General features: G+C 64.0%; 20 protein-coding genes. 13 read left to right on the top strand and 7 right to left on the bottom strand.

The annotated features are described in order from the left end of the window. Window positions 1-163: 163 nt before the first annotated feature. From AC1DX4_RS00575 to AC1DX4_RS00605, 7 genes are all read left to right on the top strand, one after another. Window positions 164-973 carry an IclR family transcriptional regulator gene (locus tag AC1DX4_RS00575; RefSeq protein ID WP_477218471.1) on the top strand — a complete coding sequence of 270 codons (810 nt, stop codon included), beginning with the start codon at window positions 164-166 and terminating at the stop codon, window positions 971-973. 118 nt (window positions 974-1,091) lie between these two features. Then, window positions 1,092-1,844 (top strand): SDR family NAD(P)-dependent oxidoreductase, encoded by a 753-nt coding sequence (locus tag AC1DX4_RS00580; RefSeq protein WP_477219088.1) that lies wholly within the window; start codon window positions 1,092-1,094, stop codon window positions 1,842-1,844. A 103-nt stretch (window positions 1,845-1,947) separates the two neighbouring features. Beyond that, the gene (locus AC1DX4_RS00585) at window positions 1,948-3,393 is read left to right on the top strand and encodes a GH39 family glycosyl hydrolase (protein ID WP_477218472.1); all 1,446 of its coding nucleotides are present in this window, start codon (window positions 1,948-1,950) and stop codon (window positions 3,391-3,393) included. Beyond that, complete coding sequence (locus AC1DX4_RS00590) at window positions 3,386-4,732, top strand: glucoamylase family protein (RefSeq protein WP_477218473.1); 1,347 nt, start codon at window positions 3,386-3,388, stop codon at window positions 4,730-4,732. Before AC1DX4_RS00585 ends, AC1DX4_RS00590 begins: the two co-directional genes overlap by 8 nt. Further along, window positions 4,722-6,251: a mercuric reductase gene (locus AC1DX4_RS00595; RefSeq protein ID WP_477218474.1), complete on the top strand. Its 1,530-nt coding sequence runs from the start codon at window positions 4,722-4,724 to the stop codon at window positions 6,249-6,251. Before AC1DX4_RS00590 ends, AC1DX4_RS00595 begins: the two co-directional genes overlap by 11 nt. A gap of 118 nt (window positions 6,252-6,369) precedes the next feature. Beyond that, entirely contained in the window at window positions 6,370-7,644 is a 1,275-nt protein-coding gene (locus tag AC1DX4_RS00600; RefSeq protein WP_477218475.1) for a glycosyltransferase family 4 protein, read from the top strand. Continuing rightward, the gene (locus tag AC1DX4_RS00605) at window positions 7,641-9,215 is read left to right on the top strand and encodes a glycosyltransferase (RefSeq protein WP_477218476.1); all 1,575 of its coding nucleotides are present in this window, start codon (window positions 7,641-7,643) and stop codon (window positions 9,213-9,215) included. Before AC1DX4_RS00600 ends, AC1DX4_RS00605 begins: the two co-directional genes overlap by 4 nt. Before the next feature lie 71 nt (window positions 9,216-9,286). On the opposite strand, the gene AC1DX4_RS00610 is transcribed toward AC1DX4_RS00605, so the two are convergent. Together AC1DX4_RS00610 and AC1DX4_RS00615 are read right to left on the bottom strand one after the other, a co-directional pair. Further along, entirely contained in the window at window positions 9,287-9,862 is a 576-nt protein-coding gene (locus tag AC1DX4_RS00610) for a DUF1349 domain-containing protein (protein ID WP_477218477.1), read from the bottom strand. A gap of 54 nt (window positions 9,863-9,916) precedes the next feature. Beyond that, complete coding sequence (locus tag AC1DX4_RS00615; RefSeq protein WP_477218478.1) at window positions 9,917-11,356, bottom strand: aldehyde dehydrogenase family protein; 1,440 nt, start codon at window positions 11,354-11,356, stop codon at window positions 9,917-9,919. 263 nt (window positions 11,357-11,619) lie between these two features. Here AC1DX4_RS00615 and AC1DX4_RS00620 point away from each other — a divergent pair, with 263 nt between their 5' ends. The 6 genes from AC1DX4_RS00620 (at window position 11,620) to AC1DX4_RS00645 (ending at window position 20,088) form a co-directional block, all read left to right on the top strand. After that, window positions 11,620-12,279: a TetR/AcrR family transcriptional regulator gene (locus tag AC1DX4_RS00620; RefSeq protein WP_475454175.1), complete on the top strand. Its 660-nt coding sequence runs from the start codon at window positions 11,620-11,622 to the stop codon at window positions 12,277-12,279. Window positions 12,280-12,657: 378 nt separating this feature from the next. Further along, window positions 12,658-15,069, top strand: a complete 2,412-nt coding sequence (locus tag AC1DX4_RS00625) for a GcvT family protein (protein ID WP_477218479.1) — start codon at window positions 12,658-12,660, stop codon at window positions 15,067-15,069. An 82-nt stretch (window positions 15,070-15,151) separates the two neighbouring features. Further along, entirely contained in the window at window positions 15,152-16,405 is a 1,254-nt protein-coding gene (locus AC1DX4_RS00630; RefSeq protein WP_477218480.1) for a sarcosine oxidase subunit beta, read from the top strand. Between the two features lie 8 nt (window positions 16,406-16,413). Beyond that, on the top strand, window positions 16,414-16,680 hold the full coding sequence (locus AC1DX4_RS00635) for a sarcosine oxidase subunit delta (protein WP_477218481.1): 267 nt from the start codon (window positions 16,414-16,416) through the stop codon (window positions 16,678-16,680). After that, window positions 16,677-19,562, top strand: coding sequence for a sarcosine oxidase subunit alpha family protein (locus AC1DX4_RS00640; protein ID WP_477218482.1), 2,886 nt, complete (start codon window positions 16,677-16,679; stop codon window positions 19,560-19,562). The genes AC1DX4_RS00635 and AC1DX4_RS00640 overlap by 4 nt, the downstream gene beginning before the upstream one ends. Then, a complete protein-coding gene (locus AC1DX4_RS00645; protein ID WP_477218483.1) occupies window positions 19,555-20,088 on the top strand; it encodes a hypothetical protein in 534 nt (177 codons plus the stop codon). The genes AC1DX4_RS00640 and AC1DX4_RS00645 overlap by 8 nt, the downstream gene beginning before the upstream one ends. 71 nt (window positions 20,089-20,159) lie before the next feature. Here AC1DX4_RS00645 and AC1DX4_RS00650 read toward each other — a convergent pair whose 3' ends face one another. The 5 genes from AC1DX4_RS00650 to AC1DX4_RS00670 all read right to left on the bottom strand — a co-directional run bounded on the left by AC1DX4_RS00650 (window position 20,160) and on the right by AC1DX4_RS00670 (window position 24,871). Continuing rightward, the gene (locus AC1DX4_RS00650) at window positions 20,160-20,645 is read right to left on the bottom strand and encodes a hypothetical protein (RefSeq protein WP_477218484.1); all 486 of its coding nucleotides are present in this window, start codon (window positions 20,643-20,645) and stop codon (window positions 20,160-20,162) included. Window positions 20,646-20,744: 99 nt separating this feature from the next. Next, window positions 20,745-21,305 carry an FMN reductase gene (msuE, locus tag AC1DX4_RS00655; RefSeq protein ID WP_477218485.1) on the bottom strand — a complete coding sequence of 187 codons (561 nt, stop codon included), beginning with the start codon at window positions 21,303-21,305 and terminating at the stop codon, window positions 20,745-20,747. Between the two features lie 71 nt (window positions 21,306-21,376). Then, a complete protein-coding gene (locus AC1DX4_RS00660) occupies window positions 21,377-22,624 on the bottom strand; it encodes an SfnB family sulfur acquisition oxidoreductase (RefSeq protein ID WP_477218486.1) in 1,248 nt (415 codons plus the stop codon). Between the two features lie 24 nt (window positions 22,625-22,648). Beyond that, window positions 22,649-23,455, bottom strand: coding sequence for an ABC transporter ATP-binding protein (locus tag AC1DX4_RS00665; protein ID WP_477218487.1), 807 nt, complete (start codon window positions 23,453-23,455; stop codon window positions 22,649-22,651). 78 nt (window positions 23,456-23,533) lie between these two features. Then, on the bottom strand, window positions 23,534-24,871 hold the full coding sequence (locus AC1DX4_RS00670) for an ABC transporter substrate-binding protein (RefSeq protein ID WP_477218488.1): 1,338 nt from the start codon (window positions 24,869-24,871) through the stop codon (window positions 23,534-23,536). Window positions 24,872-24,891: the final 20 nt, after the last annotated feature.

Consider the following 24,891-nt stretch of genomic DNA (forward strand, 5'->3'; position numbering starts at 1 on the left):
CTTCGTAAGATGGCACAAGGCGCTGGAAGATGCCATCGAGGGGACATATTGACAGGCTGCAAAAGCCACTGTCAATATAAATGGAATTTAATTTCATTTTTGACTGTACCGCGCCGGCTAGACCGGCCCGACCGGTGGACACTCCGCCAGAAAGATCGCCAGCGTGCGCAAGCGAGCGACAAGGGACGAGACGGAAGTTGACGGCGACGGCGCGCAGCTTTCGTCGTCGCTGGTGCGCGGGCTCGGCATACTGCGCGCCTTCCGGCCGGGCGACGCCTCGCTCGGCAACCAGGACATCATCGCGCGCACCGGCCTGCCCAAGGCCACGGTTTCGCGCATCACCTACACGCTGAGCGCGCTCGGCTACCTCCTCTACGACAAGGACCTCGGCCGCTACAGCCTGGGGCCGGCAACCGTGGCGCTCGGCTATTCGGCGCTCAGTTCCAGCGCGGTCGTCCATATCGCAAGGCCGCTGATGCAGCCTCTGGCCGATTTGACGGGCGCGGCGGTGGCGATCGGTACGCGCGACAGCCTCAACATGGTTTATCTCGCCAATTGCCGGTCGGAGAGCCTGGTCACGCTGCGGCTCAATCCGGGCTCTTATTTGCCGATCTGGAAGACTTCGATGGGGCTTGCCTATGCGGCGGGGCTTCTGCCGGAAGAACGTGCCAGCCTTGTGCGTGCACTGCAGGAGGCGGAGCCCGACAAGGCAGCAATGATCGCTGCCGCCATCGAGGACGCGATCGCCCAGTACAAGCAGCTCGGCTATGTCACCTCGTTCGGGGCCTGGCACAGCTACATCCACGCAGTCGGCGTGCCGTTCCGCCCGCGCGACGGCTCGCCGCTGGTCGCCATCACCTGCGGCGGCATCGGCGAGATTATCACCGAGCAACGCGCGCATGCCGAAATCGGACCGGCACTGGTGGCGATGGTGGAAGCTCTACGCCAGCAGCTCGAGGGAAATCCCGACTGATCCGAGCCAGGCATTGGCCCAGACGATCGGCCTGCATGCCGGCTTGAACTTGCCCGGCCATGACCTCACAGTCTCCGCCAATGGCGGCTTCAGCCAGCATAGACAGGGGGAGAATCAGATGCCGATGAACTTCGTGGGACGCTTTGCCGGCCGGTCGGCGGTCATCACCGGCGGCGCCTCGGGCATCGGCCTGGCGGTCGCGCAGAGGATCGTCGACGAGGGCGGGCGTGTCAGCGTCTGGGATCGCGATCCGGCCCAGATCGAACAGGCAAAGGCTGTCATCCCCGGCCTGCACGGCATTGCCATCGACGTCGCCGATGCCGCCGGCGTTGCAGGCGCCGCGGCACGGACGATCGAAGCCCTTGGCGGCGTCGACATCCTGGTCACCAGTGCCGCCATCACCGGACCGAACATGACGACCTGGAATTATTCGGTCGAGGATTGGCAGAAGGTCATCGACATCAACATCAACGGCGTCTTCTACTGCAACAAAGCGCTGGTGCCGCACATGCTCGAGCGCAATTATGGCCGCATCGTCAACATCGCCTCGATCGCCGGCAAGGAAGGCAATCCCAATGCCTCCGCCTACAGCACTTCAAAGGCGGCGGTGATCGGCCTGACCAAGTCGCTCGGCAAGGAACTGGCCAAGACCAAGGTGACGGTGAATTGCGTGACCCCGGCGGCCGTGCGCACCGCGATCTTCAAGCAGATGAGTCAGGAGCATATCGACTTCATGCTGTCCAAGATACCGATGGCGCGCTTCGGCGAGGTCGAAGAGGTGGCGGCGCTGATCTGCTGGATCGCCTCGGAAGAATGCTCGTTCACGACGGCCGCCGTCTTCGACGTTTCCGGCGGGCGCGCCACGTATTGACGGCAACTACAAATCCGCGTGACAAGGCAACGAATGCCGGCCGCTCGGCGTATAGTCGGCAATGCAGAACATACGACAGGCAAACATTCCCCTAGACGGCGCCATGGACGTGACTTTTCGCTGCGATCTCGGCGTCCAGGGCGAGGACTTTCCGCATTTTTGGGAGCATACGGTCGGCAGTGGCCATGCAACGCTGGCGCTGCGTGCGGACTGGCAGGCACAGATGCGCCGCGCGCATGACGAGCTCGGCTTTCGCCATGTCCGCTTTCACGGCTTGCTCGATGACGACATGGGCACGCTCATCGACCAGGACGACCAGCCGCTCTATTCGTTCTTCAATGCCGACCAGATCTTCGATTTTCTGCTGTCGATCGGCATGCGGCCCTTTGTCGAATTGAGCTTCATGCCGACCATGCTTTCGTCCAGTGGGCAGATCATCTTCCACTACCGCGCCAATGTCAGTGCGCCGAAGGATTACGGCCAGTGGGCGACCCTTATCACCAAGCTTGTCGGCCATTGGGTCGACCGCTACGGCCTGGAGGAAATGCGCCAATGGTTCTTCGAGGTCTGGAACGAGCCCAATCTCGAGGCGTTCGGCAGCGGCAAGCAGGAGGATTACTTCAAGCTGTATGCCAGCACGGCAAAGGCGATCAAATCCGTCGACACGCAATTGAAGGTCGGCGGACCAGCGACCGCCGACAATGCCTGGATCGATGAGTTCATTGCCTATTGTGGGCAGAATAGCCTTCCAGCCGATTTCATCAGCACGCACCACTATCCAACCGATGCCTTCGGCCAACCTGGCGACGACACCGAAACCCAACTTTCGGAAAGCACAAGAAGTGCGTTGCGCGAGGAGGCGCACACCGCGCGCCAGCAAGCTGGTGATCGTCCGCTCTATTACACCGAATGGTGCACGTCTTCGAACCCGCGCGATCCGATGCATGACGAGCCGTATGCCGCCGCCTTCATCGTCAAGACGGTGATGGAAGCGAGAGGACTGGTTCAGGGCTACAGCTACTGGACCTTTTCGGATATTTTCGAGGAGAACTATTTTCCCTCGGTGCCGTTTCATGGTGGCTTTGGCCTGATGAACCTTCACGGCATCGCCAAACCGGCTTACCGTGCCTTTGAAATGCTGCACGGGCTTGGAACAGAGATACTGTCCATGGGAGGCGATCATCCAACCATCGATGGCTGGTGCATCCGTGATGGAAATTCGCTGACCGTGCTCATCTCCAATTTCGCCTTGCCGCGGCATCCGATTACGAACGAGACCGTCCATATCGAACTCCAGAACGCTCCGCGGCCCGCAGTGACTACCATCCGGCGCATCGATGCAGAAAATGCCAACGCCAAGGCGCTATGGGTGACGATGGGAAGCCCCGAATATCTGAGCCCGGCGATGGTCGAGCGATTGCATGCGGCCTCGGCAACGCCGGAGCAGGAACAACCGGTCGTCTGGCGCAACCGGACCCTTGAGTTCGACCTAACCGTGCCACCGCTGGGGATCGCGTCCATCAGGTTGGAGTTTGCATCGTTTGCCTAGAACAGAACCTGCCGCGCTGTCCGATGACGAGCTTCTGGACCGCTACCAGCGCGCGGCCTTCGATTATTTCCTCGAGACTGTGAACCCCGACAACGGGCTGGTCGCCGACACGTCACGGCCGAACTCGCCGGCCAGCATCGCCGTCGTCGGTTTTGCGCTCTCCTGCTATCCGATCGGCGTCGAGCGCGGCTGGATGACACGCGCGGCGGCGGTGGAGCTTACGCTTGCGGCGCTGCGTTTCTTCTCGGCCAGCCCGCAAGGCAGCGGCGAAGAGGTCACCGGTCACAAGGGTTTCTACTACCACTTCCTGGACATGCGCACCGGCCTGCGTGTCTGGCGCTGCGAGCTGTCTATGGTGGACACCGCCTTGCTGCTGGCCGGCATACTGGTGGCCGGCGCCTATTTCTCCGGCGTGGACGAGAAGGAAGCCGAAATCCGGCAACTGGCCGAAGCGCTCTATCGGCGCGTCGACTGGCGATGGGCGCAAGGCAGCACTCCGACCTTGCGGCAAGGCTGGAAGCCGAAGAGCGGTTTTCTGCACTATGGCTGGGAAGGCTACAACGAAGCGACCATCCTCTATGTGCTGTCGATGGCCTCGCCCGAGCGCCCGACCTCCGACGACAGTTACGAGGCCTGGACGGCGACCTATCAGTGGGAAAACATCTACGGCCATGACGTGCTCTATGGCGGGCCGTTGTTCATGCATCAGTTCTCGCATGCCTGGATCGATTTCGCCGGCATCCGCGACGCCTTCATGCGCGAGAAGAATTCGGACTATTTCGAAAACAGCCGCCGCTCGACCTATCTGCAGCGCGACTATGCCCGCCACAACCCCTATGGCTTCGACGGCTATGGCGAGAACCTGTGGGGGCTCTCCGCCGGCGACGGGCCAGGCGGCTTCCGCGCCAGTGTCGAGCGACGGCGGCACCGGTTTTCCGGCTATGCCGCGCGCGGCGCGCCGTTCGGGCCGGATGACGGGACGATCGCGCCATGGTCCTATCCGGCGTCGCTGCCTTTCGCGCCTGACATTTGCCTCGCCGCCTTGCGCCATCTCGGCGACCGTTTTCCGGAGGTGATCGACAATTTCCGGCTGCCGAGCGGCTTCAATCCGACCTTGGCCAACCGGCGAAAATTTGGCCGCAATGGCTGGGTGTCGGAAGGCCATTACGGGCTGGACCAGGGCATCGTGGTGATGATGATCGAGAACCACCGCTCGCGCCTGATCTGGAGGCTGATGCGATCCAATCCTCACATCCGCCGCGGCCTGAGCAAAGCCGGTTTCACCGGCGGCTGGCTGTCGCAGCCGAACCCCGCTTCAGGGGGCCGCGATGGCGCGTGAACGGACAAAGGCCGCCGCCTTCCCTGTCGACCACAATGACGTCGAGCTGATCCGGGCCGCGCATCCGCCGCACTGGAAGAACCCGACCCCCGACGGCCCTTACAATCTCGTCGTCATAGGCGCCGGGCCCGCCGGGCTGACCGCGGCGCGTGATGCCGCGAGCCTCGGCGCCAAGGTTGCGCTGATCGAGCGCGGGCTGATCGGTGGCGCCTGCGTCAATGTCGGCGGCGTCCCGTCGAAGTCGATCATCCGCACGGCCAGGCTCTATGCCGACATGCGCGATGCCGAGAATTTCGGCGGCGACACGCCGGAGCGTCTTCGCGTCGACTTCGAGCGGGCCATGATGCGGATGCGGCAGATCCGGCAGCGGCTCAGCCGCGCCGATTCGGCCGCGGCCATCGCTTCGGAAGGCATCCACCTCTATTTCGGCGATGCCCGCTTTGGTGGACCTGACACGGTTGAGGTCGCCGGCAAGACGCTGCATTTCAAGAAGGCCCTGGTCGCAACAGGCGCGCATCCGAGCGGACCGGCGATCCCTGGACTTGCCGAGGCTGGCTATCTCGACAACGAAAGCATGTTCAACCTCACGCAATGTCCTGAGCGGCTCCTCGTCATCGGCGGCGGCCCGCTTGGCTGCGAGACGGCGCAGGCCTTCTGCCTGCTCGGCGCGAAGGTCATCCTGGCGCAAAACGATCCAATGTTCCTGCCCGGCGAGGAACGCGACGCGGCGCAGATCCTTTCGGACGCGCTGGCGCGCGAGGGCGTCGAGGTGCGCCTTAACACCGAGGTGGTGGCGGTGCGGATGGAGGGCGGCAAGAAACTCGCCGACCTGATGCGGGACGGCGACACGACGACGATTTCCGTCGATGAGATCATCACCGGCGTCGGCCGTTCGCCCAATGTCGATGGCCTCGGCCTGGAAGACGCCGGGGTGGCGTATGACGCCAATGGCATCAAGGTGGACGATCACCTGAGAACCACAAATCCGCACATCTACGCGGCGGGCGATGTGTGTCTGGAATACAAGTTCACCCATACCGCCGAAGCAACCGCCCGCATCGTCGTGCGCAATGCCCTGTTTCGCGGGCGCGAAAGGCTCAGCGAGCTCGTCGTTCCCTGGTGCACCTATACCGATCCGGAAATCGCCCATGTCGGGCTCTATCCGATCGAGGCGCGCCGGAACGGCATTCCAGTCAAGACCTATACGGTGCTGATGCACGATGTCGCCCGTGCCGTCATGGACGGCGAGGAGGAAGGGTTCGTCAAGATCCATGTCCGGGAGGGATCCGACCGTATCCTCGGGGCGACGGTCGTCGCCAGCCATGCCGGCGAGATGATCAATGCGGTGACGCTCGCCATCAGGTCTGGCATGGGATTGCATGCCCTGGCCGATGTCATCCATCCCTTCCCGACGCAGGCGCAAGGCATCAAGATGGCGGGCGACGCCTACAGGCGAACCCGGTTCACCTCGTTGCGCAGGCGCTTGGCGGCGCGCTGGCTGGCCTGGTCCAGGCGATAACGCCGCCGGCCCGCGGAGGGCTCAGGGCGGCAGTATTCAAAATATGCAGTGCTTGACGAAAGCCTTGTTCAGCTAAACAAGGTGGCGCCGATGCTTGTGATCACGGAATCGTTCTGAAATGCCATCTGAATTAGGCCCTCTGCCGGGCACAACGCCCCAGGCGTCCGCATTGGGCGGTACAGGCGCGCATCCAGCTGCAGCCACTCTCGCGCACGCGGCCCAAAAGCGCACGCTGGTCGTGTCGCAAGACCCGGCCTTTCCGCCGGCTTCGGGTTCGGATCTGAGAAACTACCGCAACGCCGAAGCGGCCGCCAGGTTCGGACCGGTCTGCCTGGTTTCGGTGAAGCCGAAGACAGCAAGGAATGCTCCCGGTCCGTTGATCCGCGTCGAGGACTTGTCGATAGCGGGAGAGCCCCGCACGGCCTCGATCGGCTGGTGGCGCTCAAGAGCGGAGAGCCGTATACCGCGTTCCGCCCTGACGCGGCTCGAGGCGCTCGCCCGTGAATTCCGCCCGGACACCATCATTGTCGAGGGCGTCAGCCTGTTCAAGCTGCTGCGGCCCCTGCGGCCGCTGGCGGAGCAGCTCATTCTCGACATGCACAATGTCGAGTCCGACCTGGCCGGACAGATCAGGCGACTCAGTGCCAAGCGAACCGCGGCGGCATTCGGCGTCAGATTCCTCGAGAGGAAGGCCCTATACCTTGTCGACAGGGTTTGGGTCTGCTCGAACCTGGATCGCCAGAAGCTGATGACGCTTTCCCGGCACGAGATCCCGATCGACGTCGTTCCGAACGGAATTCCGCAAGCCGGGGATGGTCCCGCGCCCCTGCCTGCCGAGCCGTCGACCGGCAACGGCTTCCCGGTGATCGTGTTCATCGGCCATCTCGCCTATCCGCCAAACGTCGATGCCGCGCAGCGATTGGCCAGTGTCATATTGCCTCGTATCCGCAAAGCCCTGCCGGATGCCAGGCTCGTCCTGGCGGGACGCACCCCGACACCGGAGGTGCAGGCATTGGCTGGATTGCCCGGTGTGGAACTCATCGAAGACCCCGTGGATGTGGCGCCGCTCTTGTCCAGCGCGCATCTGACCATCGTCCCGCTGACGGCGGGCGGCGGCACACGCATCAAGATCCTGGAAGCAATGGCCGCGGGCGTGCCGGTGATCGCGACGCCGATCGCGGCGGAAGGCCTGGACCTGGTCGAAAACGACGAGGTGCTGCTCTCTCCCTCCGACGAAACGCTTGCCGAGATGGCCATCGGACTCTGTCTCGATCCCGAACGCAGGGCGCGGCAACGGCTTCGCGCGCACCACGCGGTATGGGCAAGGTTCGGCCCGCAAGCGATCCGCGACGCCGTTCGTGACGGGCTTGGACTGAACGGCACCATCGGATGATTCCAGCAATCCTGCACCAGACATGGAAGAGCGACACCCTTCCCGCACGCTTCCAGGCATATGCCGACACCTGGAAGCGGCATAATCCGCACTGGACGGTGATGTTCTGGAGCGACAGGATGCTGCTCGAATTCGTGGCCGAGCACTACCCTGATTTCCTGCCGATGTTCTGCAGCTACACGAATGGCGTGCAGCGGTCGGACGCGGCCCGCTATATGCTTCTGCATCATTTTGGCGGGGTCTACGCCGACATCGACTGCGAATGCGTCGCCGCCTTTGATCCGATCATGGACGAGACCCGTGTCGTGCTGTGCAAGGAGCCGGCGTCGCACGCAGCCGTTCAGGCGGATTTCCGCAGTCTGCCCTATCTGCTGTTCAACGGGACAATGGCGAGCCCGCCCCGGCATCCGTTCTGGCTGCATCTCCTGTCCATGATGCCTGGACTTGCCGGCGCCAAGGACATACTCGACGCGACCGGCCCTTGTCTGCTGACCTCCGCGCAACGCGGCTACAGCGATCAGGCGGCCTTCGCCATCCATCCTTCCGGCCTGTTCACGCCTGTGACATCGGCCGGCAGCACGGAGCATGAGGCCGGCGACGACACGCCAGCACTTTCGATCCACCACTGGGCCGGCACATGGTGGACCCCGGAGCCGCCACCGAAATGGACGACGAAGCTGCGCAACCGAGCCTATCGGCTCCGGTACCAGCTGACGCGCGGCGCGTATCTGGATGAGGCCGTGGCGAAAGCGGGCGTCGACAAGGCGGTTCTGGCGGCCGCGCCGCCTTCAGGCCGAAACATTGCCATTCTGGTGCCGCTTCGCGACGCCGCCGACCTTATCCAACCGTTTCTCGATGCGCTGGACGGGCTCGACTACCCCAAGGACAGGATCAAGCTGGTCTTCTGCGAAGGCGACAGCCAGGACGGAAGCTGGGAGCGGCTGAAGGCCGCCACAGCAGAATTGGCCGGCAAATATCGCGACATCGTCCTGCTGCAAAGACAGGTCGGGACCAAGCTCGACAGGGCAAAACGGGCAAAGCCTCGCATGCAGCGCGTCAGGCGCGGCGCGATTGCCAAGGTGCGCAATTACCTGATCGATCACGGGTTGAAGGAAGACGACGACTGGGCGCTGTGGATCGATATCGACGTCTGGCGCTTTCCCGGCGATGCCCTGAACCGGCTGATCGCCACGGGACATCGCATCGCGGTGCCCAACTGCGTGAAGATCGCCGGCGGCGGCAGCTTCGACCTCAACAGCTTCGTGATCAGACGACAGATCAAGGATTATCGCTACTACCGCGACATACGCGGCGGGCTCCACCAGCCTCCGGCGCAAACGCCAAACCGCTATCATCTCAGCGATGTCAGGCATCTCGACATCATCGGCCTCGATGCGGTCGGCGGGACCATGCTGCTGGTCGATGCCGCTCTGCATCGCGGCGGCCTTCGCTTCCCCGAAATCCCCTATCGCGACCTGATCGAGACCGAAGCCTTTGGCATGCTCGCCAACGATCTCGGCATCCGGCCGGTCGGCTTGCCTAAGCTGGAGATCCTACACGTCCCCTGGTAAGGCGGCCTGCCAGCTGAAGTTCTTGCCAGAGGGGTTCGAGATAGACCTGTGGCCGCAGATGTCGCCAGGCGTCAGTCGTGCAACTCCCGTGAAATCGGCGGGCCGACCGAAAATCCGGAGAATGTGACCTCGAAACCCTCGCGTTGCGGCGAGCAGCACATCATACCGACATCGACCGCCTTCGAGACCGGGAAATAGGCAAGCCGCACCGGCTTCCAGTGGCCGTCCGAAGCATCGAGGTACTGGACGCGGATCGCCTCGCCATGGCGGGTCAGGCGAATGCTGACGCCGTTGGGATCGGCATGAATGGCAACCAGCGACCAATCCGATGTGTCATTGGTGACGACGACGGAGAAATAGGCAAGGCCGTCAGTGTATTCGATGCCGGCCTTGATCCAGTTCGTTTCGCTCAGCCGGATCATCAGCCCGGCCTGGTCATAGAGCACCTCGTAGTTGCCCTTGACGGTGACTTCGGCCGTGAAATCGCCCTCCACCGGCCGATGCAGGAAGTGGCCGCTGTCGCGCCAGAAGCCGTAGAAGGTCTCGCGCCAGAAATCGGTCTCCTTGCCGGTGCGCACCCGCACCGCATCGCCGTCGATAGCGTGATGCGGCGGCGGGTTGAGCCAGGTCAGTTCCTGCAATGCCATTGGCTCATACCTGTTCCGCGGTGAAAGCTCGCCGGCCGATGAGCCGGCGCCCGATCAGCCTGCAAATGTGTAGGCGGTCTTGACGGTGGTGTAGAACTCAGCGGCATAGCGGCCCTGTTCGCGCGGGCCGAAGCTCGAGCCTTTGCGGCCGCCGAAGGGAACGTGGAAGTCGACGCCGGCCGTCGGCAAATTGACCATCACCATGCCGGCCTCCGAATTGCGCTTGAAGTGGGTCGCGTGCTTCAGGCTCGATGTGCAGATGCCTGAGGTCAGCCCGAAAGGCGTGTCATTGGCGACGGAAAGCGCCTCGTCATAGTCCTTGACACGGATGACGCTGGCGACAGGCCCGAAAATCTCCTCGCGCGAGCTGCGCATGGCGTTGGTGGCCTCGGTCAGCAGCGCCGGGCTGAGGTAGAAGCCCGGTGTGTTGCGGTCGAGCCTTTTACCGCCGAAGGCAAGCGTCGCGCCTTCCCTGACGCCGATGGCGATATAGTCCTCGTCCTGCTGAAGCTGTGTCGCATCGACGACCGGGCCGATCTGGGTCTGCGCGTCGAGCGCGTCACCGATGACCAGCTTGCCCATGCGGTCCTTGAGCGCGTCGACGAAACGGTCGTGGATACCTTCGGTCACGATCAGCCTGGACGAAGCCGTGCAGCGCTGGCCGGTCGAGAAGAAAGCGCCGTTGAGTGCACAATCGACGGCGACCGCAAGATCGGCATCGTCGAGCACGACCAGCGGGTTCTTGCCGCCCATTTCGAGCTGGAATTTGCGCATGTGCTCCACACTTGCCGCCGCGACCCGCTTGCCTGTGCCGACCGAGCCGGTGAAGGTGATGGCATTGACATCAGGGCTGTCGAGCATCGCCTGACCGACCACCGAACCCTTGCCCATGACCAGATTGAGCACGCCCTTGGGCAGGCCGGCACGGTGCAGAATGTCGACGATCGACCAGGCGCTTTCGGGAACAAGTTCGGCTGGCTTGAAGACGATGGTGTTGCCATGCGCCAGCGCCGGCGCGATCTTCCAGGCCGGGATGGCTATGGGGAAATTCCATGGCGTGATGATGCCGACCACGCCGACCGCTTCGCGTGTGATCTCGACGCCGACACCCGGCCGCACGCTTGGCACCATCTCTCCGGTCAGACGCAATGTTTCGCCGGCAAAGAAATCGAATATCTGGGCGGCGCGAATGGTTTCGCCAATGCCTTCGGCCAGCGTCTTGCCTTCCTCGCGTGCCAGGTTGCGGCCAATCTCATCCTTGCGCGCCATGATCTCGTCCGACGCCTTTTTCAGCACCGCGTGGCGTGCCAGCGGACCGGAGCGCGACCATGCCGGAAAGGCGGCCTTGGCCGCCGCTATGGCCTGCTTGGCCTGTTCGACCCCCGCCGAGGCATATTCGCCGACGACGTCACCCGTATCCGAGGGGTTGATGTTGCGGGACCCGGCGTCGCCGACCCATTCGCCATCGATGAGGTTCTTTCGAAACTGCGCCATGTCCTGGTCTTTCCTGCTGGTTGGCCGCGCGGCGGCATCTGTCTGAAGTGGTATTTGCCAGACAAATGCCTTTCGGGAAAGCACGCACTGACCCGGCCGCCGCGACAAAATTCCCGGGCTTGCCTTCGCGGTAATTGCGACGCCCCATCGAAAGCCAAACCGGCTAACGTCCGCGAGACGCCCTGCAGGTCGAAACGAATTGCCCTGGACAGATATGTCCATAGCCTTGATTTGCCCGGTGCGGCGTGTCATGCGTCGTGCTGATGGCAGCTCTCGAAACGACGATCCAGCGCGCCGGCGCCACCGGCAACATCAAGGCCACTCGCGAAGACTGGCTGAAGCTGGCGCTTGAAACACTGATCTCGGATGGCGTCGAACGCGTCCGCGTGCTGACGCTTGGCCAGCAGCTCGACGTCTCGCGCTCCAGCTTCTACTGGTATTTCAAGAGCCGCCAGGATCTGCTCGACCAGTTGCTGGACTATTGGCGGCAAACCAACACCAGGTTCATCGTCGAACGTGCTTCGCGGCCCTCCGCCACGGTCATTCGGGGCGTGATGAGCATTTTCGAGTGCTGGGTCGACGAGAGGCTGTTCGATCCCCGGCTGGATTTCGCGATCAGGGCCTGGGCTCGCCGCTCGCCCGCAATCCGGCGCGCACTCGACGAGGCCGACGAAGAGCGCGTCAATGCCATACGCGACATGTACATGCGCCATGGCTATGAGGAAGAGGACGCGTTCGTGCGCGCCCGTGTGCTCTATTTCATGCAGATCGGCTATTACTCGCTCGAGCTCAACGAGCCGATGAGCACCCGCCTGGCCCAGGTCGCCTCGTATCTGCGCAGCTTCACCGGCCAGGAGCCTCCGGCAGAAGATGTCGAGGACTTCGCGCGCTATGTCGAGAAGACGCTTTCCGGCAAACGGTAGACACAGCCATAGGCTGAAGCATCCCCAACGTCGTCATCCCTGGGCGAAGCAGAAGCGAAGCTCCGTCGCGGAGACCCTGGGATCCATTCCGTGACCTTGGTCATAGAGTGCAGCGGAGCGGAATTCTGCACCGTAGCGGCGCTTCGGAGTCCCGGCATGGATCCTGGGGTCTGCGCTGCGTCGCTGCGCTCCTTGCTCCGCCCCAGGATGACGAAGGGACGGACGTTCCTGCTAATCGTCGTCCCCTCAGTGCAGACACATCCGAGCAGTAGAAACGTCCTCGTCGTTCGACCATCCTGCCCGTCACTGGCAACGCACTAGACACATGTGTACAATGCCGATAGGATGCACCGTCATGACCTGACGGAGTGCAGCAGCATGAAATCGCAATACAGGGCGATCGTTATCGGCGGCGGCGTGGTTGGAGCCTCGGTGCTCTATCACCTGGCGAAGTTCGGCTGGAGCGATGTCGCGCTGATCGAACGCGAGGTGCTGACCGCTGGGTCGAGCTGGCACGCGGCCGGCGGCTTCCATGCGCTGAACGCCGATCCCAACATCGCCGCGCTGCAGGCCTATACGATCGATCTGCTGTCAGAGGTCGAGAAGGAATCGGGCCAGAACATCGGCATGCATATGACCGGTGGCATCTCGGTCGCCTCGGCACCGGAGCGCTGGGAATGGCTGAAGGCCTCCTATCGTATCTTCCAGACCATGGGTATCGACGATGTCCATCTGGTCGGCGTCGACGAGATCAAGCAGCGCTGCCCGATCCTCAACACCGACGGCATGCTGGGCGGCCTTTATGCCGCGCGCGAAGGCCATATCGACCCGTCGGGCGTCGTGCACGCCTATGCCAAGGCGGCACGGAAGCGCGGCGCCGATATCATCGAGCACAACCGCATGCTGGAGCTCAACCGCCGCGCCGACGGCAGTTGGGACGTGGTCACCGAGAAAGGCACTGTCGTTGCCGAGCACGTCGTTAATGCCGGCGGCCTGTGGGCCAAGCAGGTCGGCCGGATGGCCGGCATCGACCTGCCGGTGTCCCCAATGGAGCATCACTACCTCGTCACCGAGGCGCTGCCCGAAATCCAGGCGCTTGACCGGGAACTGCCGCTGATCGTTGACCTCGAAGGCTTCACCTATATGCGTCAGGAGCAGAAGGGCCTGCTGCTCGGCATCTACGAGATCAACCACAAGCACTGGAACATGGACGGTGCGCCGTGGGACTACGGCATCGAACTGATCCAGGAGGACACCGACCGCATCGCCAACGAACTGGCGCTCGGCTTCAGCCGCTACCCCTGCCTGGAGACGGCCGGCATCAAGCGCTGGGTGAACGGCGCCTTCACCTTCTCGCCCGACGGCAATCCGCTGGTCGGCCCAGTGCGCGGCGTCGCCAATTACTGGGTGGCCTGCGGCGTCATGGCCGGCTTCCTGCAAGGCGGCGGCGTCGGCAAGTCGCTCGCCGAATGGATGATCCATGGCGAGCCGGAAGCGGACGTCTACGGCATGGACATCGCCCGCTACGGCGATTTCGCCTCCAACCGCGAATACATCAAGCAGACGACCGGGCAGTTCTATTCGCGCCGCTTCGTCATGAGCTATCCCAACGAGCAATTGCCGGCAGGACGACCCTTGAAGACGGCCGGCGCGCATGACGCCATGGATGCAGCCGGCGCGCGCTGGGGCAATTCGTGGGGCATGGAAGTGCCGCTGTATTTCGCCCCGCAAGGCTTCGTCGAGACACCGACGCTGAAGCGCTCCAACGCCTTCGACATCGTCGCACGGGAATGTCGTGAGGTGCGCGAGGGCGTCGGCCTGCTCGATATCACCGCCTTCTCGCGCTACGAGGTCAGCGGGCCGCAAGCGGAAGCCTGGCTCGACCGGCTGCTTGCCTGCGCCTTGCCCAAGCCCGGCCGGGCGAAACTCGCGCCGATGCTGGGCGAGAACGGCAAGCTCAAGGGCGACCTCACCGTCTTCAACTGGGGCGACGGCTGCTGGTGGATCATGGGGTCCTACTATCTTCGGCAATGGCACATGCGCTGGTTCGAACAGCACCTCGCCGACGGCGTTAGCGTGCGCGACATTTCGGACGCGGTGGTTGGCTTTTCGCTGGCCGGCCCCAAAGCGCGCCGCCTGCTTGAGCGGCTGACGCACCAGGATGTTTCGCATGAGGGCTTTGGCTTCCTCGCCTGCAAGACGCTGGATGTCGGCCTGGTGCGGGCCAAAGTCGGGCGGCTGTCGGTCATCGGCGAGCTCGGCTACGAGATCCATTGCCAGGCCAATGAGCATGCCGGGCTGCGCCGCGCGCTGCTGGCGGCAGGCAGCGACCTCGGCGTCACCGAATATGGCTTCGGCGCCGTCAATTCGCTGCGGCTCGAAAAGAGTTTCGGCATCTGGTCGCGCGAATTCACGCAGAATTATACGCCTGCCGAGACCGGCATGGACCGCTGGATTGCTTTCGACAAGGGCGACTTCATCGGCCGCGAGGCGGTGCTGAAAGAGCAGAAGGCCGGTGCCAGGCGAACACTGGTGACGCTCGAAATCGACGCGGTGGATGCCGACGCCAGCGGCTACGAACCGGTCTGGAGCAAGGGCAAGCTTGCCGGCTTCGTCACCTCGGGCGGCTATGGCCATACGGTCGGCAAGAGCCTCGCCATGGCGCTTGTCGATCGAGATGCGGTCGGTATCGATACCGAGTTGACAACCCACATCGTCGGCGTCGAAAGAGGTGCGCGCGTCATCGCTTCGTCGCCCTACGATCCGCTGGGCAAGGCGATGCGAGCATGACCGATCGTACCGCTGCCATCCCTGCGGAAGACCATGCCATGATCAACGCCCTTTCCTCGAAAACAGGCCTGTCCGGCACACCATGACCAGACGCTATTCCGCTCTGTCGCTGTTCAAGGAGGGCCTGGCTGGCCAGACCGGCTGGAAGCAGGCATGGCGCTCGCCCGAGCCGAAGCCGTCTTACGACGCGATCGTCATCGGCGGCGGCGGCCACGGGCTGGCGACGGCGTATTATCTGGCCAAGAACCACGGCATCACCCGGGTCGCAGTATTGGAAAAAGGCTGGATCGGCGGCGGCAACACTGGCCGCAACACCACCGTGGTGCGCTCCAACTATTATTATCCGGAGAGCGTCGAGCTCTACGGGCTGGCGCACAGGCTCTATGAAGGCTTGTCGAAGGATTTGAACTACAACGTCATGCTGTCGCAGCGCGGCATGGTCAATCTCTGCCACTCGACCGCCGAAATGGAAATCGGCGCGCGCACCGTCAATGCCATGCAGATCAACGGCATCGATGCCGAGCTGTTTTCGCCCGAGGATGTGCGCCGCGTGGCGCCGATCTACAATTTTTCGCCTGACGCGCGTTTCCCCGTCTTCGGCGGCATCTGGCAAGGCCGCGCCGGCACCGCCCGCCACGACGCGGTTGCCTGGGGCTATGCGCGGGCGGCGAGCCGGCTCGGCGTCGACATCATCCAGAACTGCGAGATCACTGATTTCATCATCGAGGGCGGCCGCTGCCGCGGCGTCCAGACGAGCCGTGGCGCCATCCGCTCCGAACGCATCGGCATGGCGGTGGCCGGGCATTCCTCGGTGCTGGCGGCCAAGGCCGGCTTCCGGCTGCCGATCAACTCCTATGCGCTGCAGGCCTGCGTTTCCGAACCGGTAAAGCCGATCCTCGACACAGTGGTGCTGTCGCCCGGTTGCGGTGTCTATGTCAGCCAATCCGACAAGGGCGAGATCGTCATCGGTGGCGGGCTCGACCGGATTCCTTCATACGCGCAGCGCGGCAATCTGCCGACGCTGGAGGCGGTGATCGCCGGCCTGTTGGAAATGTTCCCGGTCTTCGGCCAGCTGAAGCTGATGCGGCAATGGGCCGGTATTGTCGATGTCGTGCCGGACTCCTCACCAATCATCGGTCCCTCGCCATTGCCCAATCTGTTCCTCAACTGCGGCTGGGGCACAGGCGGCTTCAAGGCCATTCCCGCCGGCGGCACACTGCTGGCGAACTTGCTGGCGACGGGCAAGCACAATGACATTAGCCGTCCCTTCGATCTCGACCGCTTTGCCAGCGGCCGGTTGATCGACGAAGCGGCCGGCTCCGGCATCGCGCATTAGAGGTACTTATGCAGCTTTTCCCTTGCCCGTTCTGCGGCCCGCGCGACGAGACCGAGTTCCACTATGGCGGCGATGCCGGCAATGTCCGACCGGATGGCGCCGATGTGCCGATCGAGCGCTGGGCCGGATATCTCTACATGCGCGGCAATCCGAAGGGTACGGCGCGCGAGATCTGGGTGCACATGAACTGCGGCGAATTCTTCGTCATGGAACGCGACACGGTCTCGCATAAGGTGCTGTCCTCGACCGCGCTTGGCGGGGAGCACGCGGCGTGACCGCCTCGCGTCTTGCCACAGGCGGCAACGCCATCGACCGATCGAGGCCGATCCGCTTCAGCTTCGACGGCACGACCGTCGACGGCTTTGCCGGCGACACCATCGCTTCGGCGTTGCTGGCCAATGACGTCGCGGTCGTCGGCCGCAGCTTCAAATACCACCGGCCGCGTGGCATTTGGGGCGCCGGCGTCGAGGAGCCGAACGCGCTGGTCGATGTCGGCGGCCCGCAGGCGACGCCGAACACGCGCGCCACGACCGAGCCGGCACGCGACGGGCTGGTGGCGAAAAGCGTCAACGCGATACCCAGTGCACTGGCCGACCGCAACGCTTTCCTCGACCGCTTCTCGCGCTTCATTCCTGCGGCGTTCTACTACAAGACCTTCATGTGGCCGGACTGGCACATGTTCGAGCCGCGTATCCGCGCCATGGCCGGGCTGGGCAAGGTCGATGCAGACTGGACCTCGCCGGGCACTGCGGACCAGATCAATCACCACTGCGACGTGCTGGTGGTGGGCGCTGGCCCGGCCGGGTTGGCGGCGGCAAGGCTGGCGGCCGGCGCGGGTCTGTCCGTCACGCTGGTCGACGACCAGCAGAAGCCCGGTGGTTCGCTTGGCCACCGCGTCGGCGAGATCGACGGCAAACCGGCGGTCGTCTGGGTCGAGGAGACGGTTGCCGAGTTGGCCGCCGGCGGTCACCTGATCCTGCCTTCGACCACCGCCTTCGGCATCTACGACCACAATCTGGTGGGGCTGAACCAGCGTCATTTCGATGGCCGGCGCGACACGCTGTGGCGGGTCCGGCCGCGCCAGATCGTGCTGGCGACCGGCGCCATCGAGCGGCCCTTGCCCTTCGCCAACAATGACCTGCCGGGCATCCTGTCGGCGGATGCGGCGCTCACCTATCTCAGGCGCCATGCGGTGCTGGTCGGCCATCGCATCATCGTCGCCACCAACAATGACAGCGCCTACGAGGTTGCCGCAGCATTGGCCGAAGCTGGGGCTGATGTCACGCTTGTCGATATCAGGCGTGACGGCATGCCCGCAACGCCGGCCAAGGTGCGGGCCATCAAAGGACGCGCCATCGCCTCCGCGAGCGGCAAGCTTCGCGTCAAAGGCGTGACGCTCGATGACGGCACCAGGCTCGATGCCGATTGCGTGCTGGTCTCCGGCGGCTGGACGCCGACCATTCACCTTTTCGGCCAGGCCAGGGGCAAGCTTGCCTGGAGCGAGGCACGTGCAGCCTTCCTGCCGGGCGATCCGGTGGATGGCATTGCTGTTGCCGGTGCGGCAGCAGGCGCGGTCTCCTTGCCGGAGGTGTTTTCCGACGCGCAGCAAGCGGTCGCGTCGCTCGGCGAGACAAAGGCAGCAGCGCCGCGCAGCACCGGACCGGAGGCAACGAGCGGCATAACAGCGGCGTGGCCGGTGCCCGGTTCGAAGGGGCGCATCTGGATCGACTACCAGAACGACGTGACGGTGAAGGACGTCGAACTGGCGGCACGCGAAAACTTCGTCTCGGTCGAACACCTGAAGCGCTACACCACGCTCGGCATGGCGACCGACCAGGGCAAGACCTCCAACCTGCCCGGCCTGGCGCTGATGGCCGGCATTACCGGCCGCACTGTGCCGGAGGTCGGCACCACAACCTACCGTCCACCGTTCACGCCGGTGCCGCTGGCAAGCTTTGCCGGCGCGCGCGTCGGCGAATTGATGGCGCCGGTGCGCCGCCTGCCGCTGGAGACTATCCACCGCGCCAGCGGCGCCGTCTTCCAGGAATATGGCGGCTGGCTGCGCCCGGCTCACTATGGCGGCCGCGACGCCGATGCGGACCGCGCGATCCAGGACGAGGCGCGGCGCGCCCGCCAGTCGGTGGCGCTGTTAGACGGTTCGACGCTCGGCAAGATCGAGGTGATCGGCCCGAAGGCGGCCGCGTTCGTCGATTTCCTCTACTACAACACCATGTCGACGCTGAAGCCGGGCCGCTGCCGCTATGGCTTCATGCTGTCGGAGAACGGCGTGGTCTTCGACGACGGCGTGCTGGTGCGGCTGGACGAGCATCGCTTCGTCGTCTCGTGTTCATCCTCGCATGTCGCAGCGGTGCATGCGCGGCTGGAGGAATGGCGCCAGGACCGCTTTGGCCGCGACGCGGTCTATATCCACAACGCCACAGCGGACATGGCGACGCTGACCGTTTCGGGGCCGAATGCCCGGAAGCTACTCGAAACTCTTGGTCTGGGCCTCTCGCTCGACGATGCCGACCTGCCGCATATGGCGATCGGCCATGGCAGCTATAGCGGTGACGAGGTTCGCATCGCCCGTGTCAGCTTCACCGGCGACAGGAGTTACGAAATCTCGATCCGCGCCGATCGCGCCGAACCCTTGTGGGCGCACCTGCGTCAAGCGGGCCAGGCGTTCGATGCCGTCGTCATCGGCCTCGAAGCGCTGATGATCCTGCGTGCCGAAAAGGGCTTTATCGTCATCGGCAAGGACACGGACGGCACCACGCTGCCGCACGACCTCGGCAGCGAAGGGCCGCGCGCCAAGCGCCAAACCGAATATGTCGGCCGCCGTTCGCTGTTCACCGAGGAGGCTGCGCGAAACAACCGCCTGCAGCTTGTCGGCCTCACGGTGCCGCAAGGCGAAGCGCCGCTGCCAACGGGCGCGCATGGCATCAAGCGGAGCGACGGCAAACTACACAGCCAGGGCTTTGTCACCTCGAGCTACCAGAGCCCGACGCTTGGCCGACCGGTTGCACTTGGCCTGATCGAGCGGGGCGCGGCGCGCCATGGCGAGACGATCGACATCCAGCACCTCGGCAAGGCCAGCAAGGCGACGATCGCCCCGCCTTGCGCCTTCGACCCGGCAGGAGACCGGCTGCATGCGTGATCTCGCGGAAAAATGGTCCGTCGCACCGGACTGGCAGTCGGCGGTCATCACCACGTCAGGCCTTTCGGTGCGCGCGATTCCTGGCCTCAGCCAGATGTTGGTCAGTGGCAGCCTCGACGCGTGGGCGAAGACATCGGGCATGCACGGCGACGGCGTAGGCGCTTTTGGCGCGGCGCAGGGCGACCGCTATGCGGCGCGGCTAGCGCGTGACCGGCTGCTCATCGTGTCGAACACTCCCCTCGTCATCGCGACGGGTTGGCACGCGGAGGGTTTTGCGGTGACGGAGATCAGCGCGGGGCTGCAGGTGTTCGAGGTCGAAGGCCCCGCGCTCGATGCCTTTATCGCACGTGGAACAACGCTTGATCCCAGACAACCAAGCCCCAGCGCCGCACTTGCCTTCGCCGGCATCAGCGCCATTGCCTATCGCCATGAAAGCAAGCTGCGCATCCATGTCGATCGCGGCCTTGCAGCCCATCTCTGGACGTGGATGGAGCAGGCTGCCGGCCACATCGCGGCCGGAAACTAGAGCAATTCCAGGAAAAGTGTGAACGGTTTTCCGTCCGGAATTGCGTTAAACAAAGAGTCTGGCCAGCACGCTCAGAGCGTGAACGACCAGAACAGGCAAGCCAGCGTCGCAGCGGCGAAGATCACGAAGAACAGGCTGCGCAAGAGCACGTTGCGGCGCAGTTCGTTCATGACGAAGTGACAGCCGACGACCGCCACGGCAAACAGGAAGCGCCAGTTCAGCAATGCCCCCATAGCGCTGCCTTGGCCAAAAGCCCACCGGGCAAGAAGACCACCGACAATGGTGGCAAACAGCACGATCACCGCCCAGAAGATCGCGTCGGCGGCATGGGTCAGGACGATGCTGGCCGCGCGGATCGGCAGGATCATCATCAACAGCGCGCTGAAGAAAAAGACCGCCGCAAGCGGAATGAAGGTTCCGGCATCGGCGATGCCGTCGAGCCGCCTGGCGCCGATCGCGCCATAGGGATAGCCGTGCCGGGCCACAGCAAGGCTCAGCGCCATAAGCAAGGCGGTCAGCACCGCGACGAGTGCGAAGGTCGTGAGGGCTTTGCTCATGGTGTTCCTGTCCCGGACGAATCAGACAGGAACTTTGTATCGGGCGGTCGTAAATTGCACGTAAGCGAAGGTGCCGCCCGTGCGGATTTCGGTCGGCTGCTACTCGGCGGCGACCCTGCCCGACGAGCGATTGGCCAGCACGAAGCCGACTTCGTCCACAGCCTGCGCCGCGCGCTTCAGGATCGCATCGGAGCGCAGCACGCCGTCGGTGAAATCCTTGTCGGTGGCGTAGACGGCGGTCGGCAGCGTGAAGGCCTCGAAGAAGCCGAACAGCGGCCGCAGTTGATGCTCGACGATCAGGGCGTGGCGCTCACCGCCGCCGGTCGCGGTCAACAGGATGGGCTTGCCCCGCAGTGCTGCCGGATCGATCAGGTCGAAGAAGTGCTTGAACAGGCCGGTATAGCTGCCCTTGTAGGTCGGCGAGCCGACCACCAGCACGTCAGCCGCGAGGATCTGGGCCAGGATCGGTTGCGCCTGGCTGTCGAGGTCGCGCGCCCATCTTGCCGTACCCAGCGACGGGCCGACATCCTCGATATCGTAGGTGCTTGCCGACAGGCCATGGCGCGCGGCGATGTCCCTGGTGACGAGATCGACGAAGGCGCGCGTCTTTGACGGTCGGGTGATGTTGCCGGAAAAGCCGACGACTGTTGGATTTGACATGGTGACTGGGCTCTCTTTGGTCATGATGGTCGAAATCTTGAAGGGCGGGCCGCCCGCCCGCCGGTGGGGAATCAGCTCCAGGCGTGCAGCGGCGGGTTTTCGCCGTTGAGGAAATATTTTCCGAGGATCGAGTACTTCCAGCGTACCGGATCGTGCAGCGTGTGGGTGCGGGCATTGCGCCAATGCCTGTCGAGATTGTGCTCGGCCAGTGTCGAGCGCGTGCCGGCCAGTTCGAACAGTTTGTTGGTCGCGGCGATGGCAACCTCCGTCGACAGGATCTTCGCCTCGGCGGTGACGATCTGCGCATGCGCCACTGTCTCGGCGGTCGGCTCGGCTACCGCCCGGTCGATTGCCTGGCCGGCCTTTTCCAGCAGCGCCTGCGCGGCGTGCAGGCGCAGCGTCAGGTCGCCGACCGCCTGGATGGTGTAGGGATCGTCCCAGGCATTGTCGACGCCGCTGTCGATCCAGGCGCGGCTCCTGGTCCTGACGAAGTGAACCGTCTCGTCGATCGCCGCCTGGGCGATGCCGGTGTCGACCGCGACCTGGATGATCTGGAAGATGGCGCCGTCGGCGGTCGGTTTGTCATAGCCCTTGTAGCCGGGCACCAGATGCGTCTTCGGCACCTTGACGTTGTCGATGATGACGGTGCCCGACAAAGTCGTGCGCTGGCCGAAGCTCGACCAGTCGTCGATGACGGTCAGGCCGGGCGCGCCACGGTCGGCGATCGCATACCAGGCACGGCCCTCGTCATCGAGCGCCACAATCGGCACCAGATGGGCAAGCAGCGCGCCGGAGGAATAGAATTTGCGGCCGTTGACGACGACATGGTCGCCGGCATCGGTGAAGCGGGTCTCGAAATCGGCGGCGCGCTTGGAACCGAACTCGGAAAAGGCGTTGCCGAACCGCGTGCCCTTCAGCGCTTCGGCAAACAGCAATTTCTGCTGATCCGCATCCGACACGGTGCGGATGGCCGCGACGACACCGAGATGGTTCTGCGCGATCTGGCCGATCGAGGAATCCGCCGCCGAGATGATCTCGATCACCTTGGCCAGCGTGACGTAGGACACTTCCGGCCCACCGAAGGCCTTGGGCACATTGATCGACCACAGGCCGCTTTGCGAAAAGGCGTCGAGCTCGGCAACCGGCCAGATGCGTTCGCGGTCGCGCTTTGAGGACTCCTTGACGAATTCGGCGGCGAGCGCATGAGCGACTGCAATCGCTTCGGCATCGTCCTTGATGATGTGGGCAGGTGCCGACGGCCTTGCGACCGGCGGCACGGCGGCGGAGGCGTGGTCTGTCTTGACGGTCGAGACGGTCATTTCACTGCTCCTTGATATCTGGTTTCAGGCGACGGCATGGAGATAATTTGGCTTGGCCGCCGGCGATGGCTGTTGCCCGGTGGTCGATTGACCAAGATAGAAGGCGCGCACGTCCTCGCGCTGGCGAAGATCGGCAGCCGCGCCGGAGAGAACGGAGACGCCGTTTTCGAGCACCGTGGCGTGGTCGGCATAACGAAGCGCGACCGCCGAATTCTGTTCGGCGACCAGGATCGACAGGCCGGTCTCGCGGTTCAGTTTCCTCAGCGTCTGGAAAATGTCCTGAACGATGAGCGGGGCTAGCCCCATCGACGGTTCGTCGAGGACCAGCAGGCGCGGTCGCGACATCAGCGCCCGGCCAATCGCCGTCATCTGCTGTTCGCCGCCGGAGGTCAGGCCGGACAACGTCCGACGCTTTTCCTGGAGACGTGGGAAATAGCCATAGATCCGTTCGAGATCGTCATTGATCTCGGCACGGCGGCCGCTGCGGCCGATGCCGCCGGCGACCAGGTTCTCCTCGACGGTGAGGCTCTTGAAGCAGTGGCGACCCTCGAGCACCGGCACCAGGCCGGCGCGCACGAGGTCGCCCGGCTTGCGGCGCGAGACATCCGCGCCATCATAGCGGATGGTGCCGGCGTTGACCTGGCCGCGCTCGGCCGGCAGCAGGTTGGAGACAGCCTTCAGCGTCGTGGTCTTGCCGGCGCCGTTGGCGCCAAGCAGCGCCAGGATCTCGCCGCGCCGAAGCTTGAAGCTGACGCCGTGCAGCGCCGTGATGGCGTGGTTGTAGGTGGCATGGACCGCGTCCACGGCAAGAATGACGTCATCGTCCGGCATGGGCTATCCTTCCGTGGTTCGAGGAACCGAAAGGCCGGGCGCTGCGGAAACTGGTCCGCGACGCCCGGCGCTGGCTGATCAGTTGGTGGTCACGGCGTTGGCATCGTCGGCGGTGCGCAGCTTGATGCCCTTCTCCTTGGCATAGGCCTCGGCGGACTTCTCGATGATCGGCCGCAACAGCGCCCAGTCCGGGGCGATCCAGTCGGAGACGACGTTCCACTTCTTGCCGTCCCACTGCTGGAAGGTCACGTAGCCTTCGCCCTCGTGGTTGTCCCAGCTGACATTGATCGAGTGGAACAGGTCCTTGGCGCCGAGCGCCTCGACCTTGGCCGGATCGAGCTTGAGGTGTTCGAAGCCCCAGCGGACCTCGTCGCCGGTCAGCGTGCGATGGCCGAACTTCTCCTGCGCGACACGGATCGCCTCGACATTGAGGATGCCGTTGACGATGCCGAGATTGTGGTAGACCGAGCCGATGCGCGACTTGTCTTCAAGGTTACCCTTGCCGGCGCCGTAGACCGTCTTCACGATCTCCTGCACCACCGGATAGGAGTTGCCCGAGGCCTGGGTGGTGATGGCGGTGTAGCCCTTGGCTGCGTCGCCGGCGGGGATGACATCCTCTTCCGAATTCGACCAGACATTGCCGACGATATGGTCGACGGGATAGCCGACCTTGACCGCCGTCTTCAGCGCCACCGGGTTCATCACGCCCCAGCCGCGCAGGACGACGAAGTCCGGCTTGGCGCGGCGGATGGTCAGCCACTGCGACTGCTGCTCGTTGCCGGGATGCGGCACCTCGATCTGCTGCACGGTGAAGCCGTATTTCTGCGCCAGCAATTCATAGATCGGGATGGTCTCCTTGCCGTAGGGCGAGCCGTGATAGAGCACGACGATCTTCTTGCCCTTGAGCTTGTCGATGCCGCCTTCCTTGGCGGCGATGTAGTTCACGATGCCCGAGGTCTCGCTGTAGGGGTTGAGCAGCAGCGGGAAGACGTAAGGGAAAACGCGTCCGTCGGTGGAATCGGTGCGGCCGTGGTTGACCGTGATCAGCGGCACCTTGTCGGCGGTGATGCGGTCGATCATGGCATAGGCAATGCCGACCGAGAGCGGGTTCCAGGCGGCAGCGGCGGCATGGCTCTTCTGGCGCTCGTAGCATTCGACGCCGCGTTCGACCTCGTACTGGGTCTCGCATTCATCCCAGGTCAGCTTGACGCCGTTGACGCCGCCGTCGCGGATGTTGATGAGGTTGAGATAGTCGATGAAGCCGCCGAAGAAGCCGGTGCCGCCGGCCGCATAGGGTCCGACGCGATAGCTTTGCAGCGGAAAATATTGTTCGTCGGCGTGGGCGGCGGGCAAGGCCACCGACACGATCATCGCCGCGGACAGCGCCGCCGCCTTGATGGTGCTGAGGAAAGTCATTGCTAGGGTACTCCCGGTAT

This window comes from Mesorhizobium sp. P3_A8, assembly GCF_056402995.1.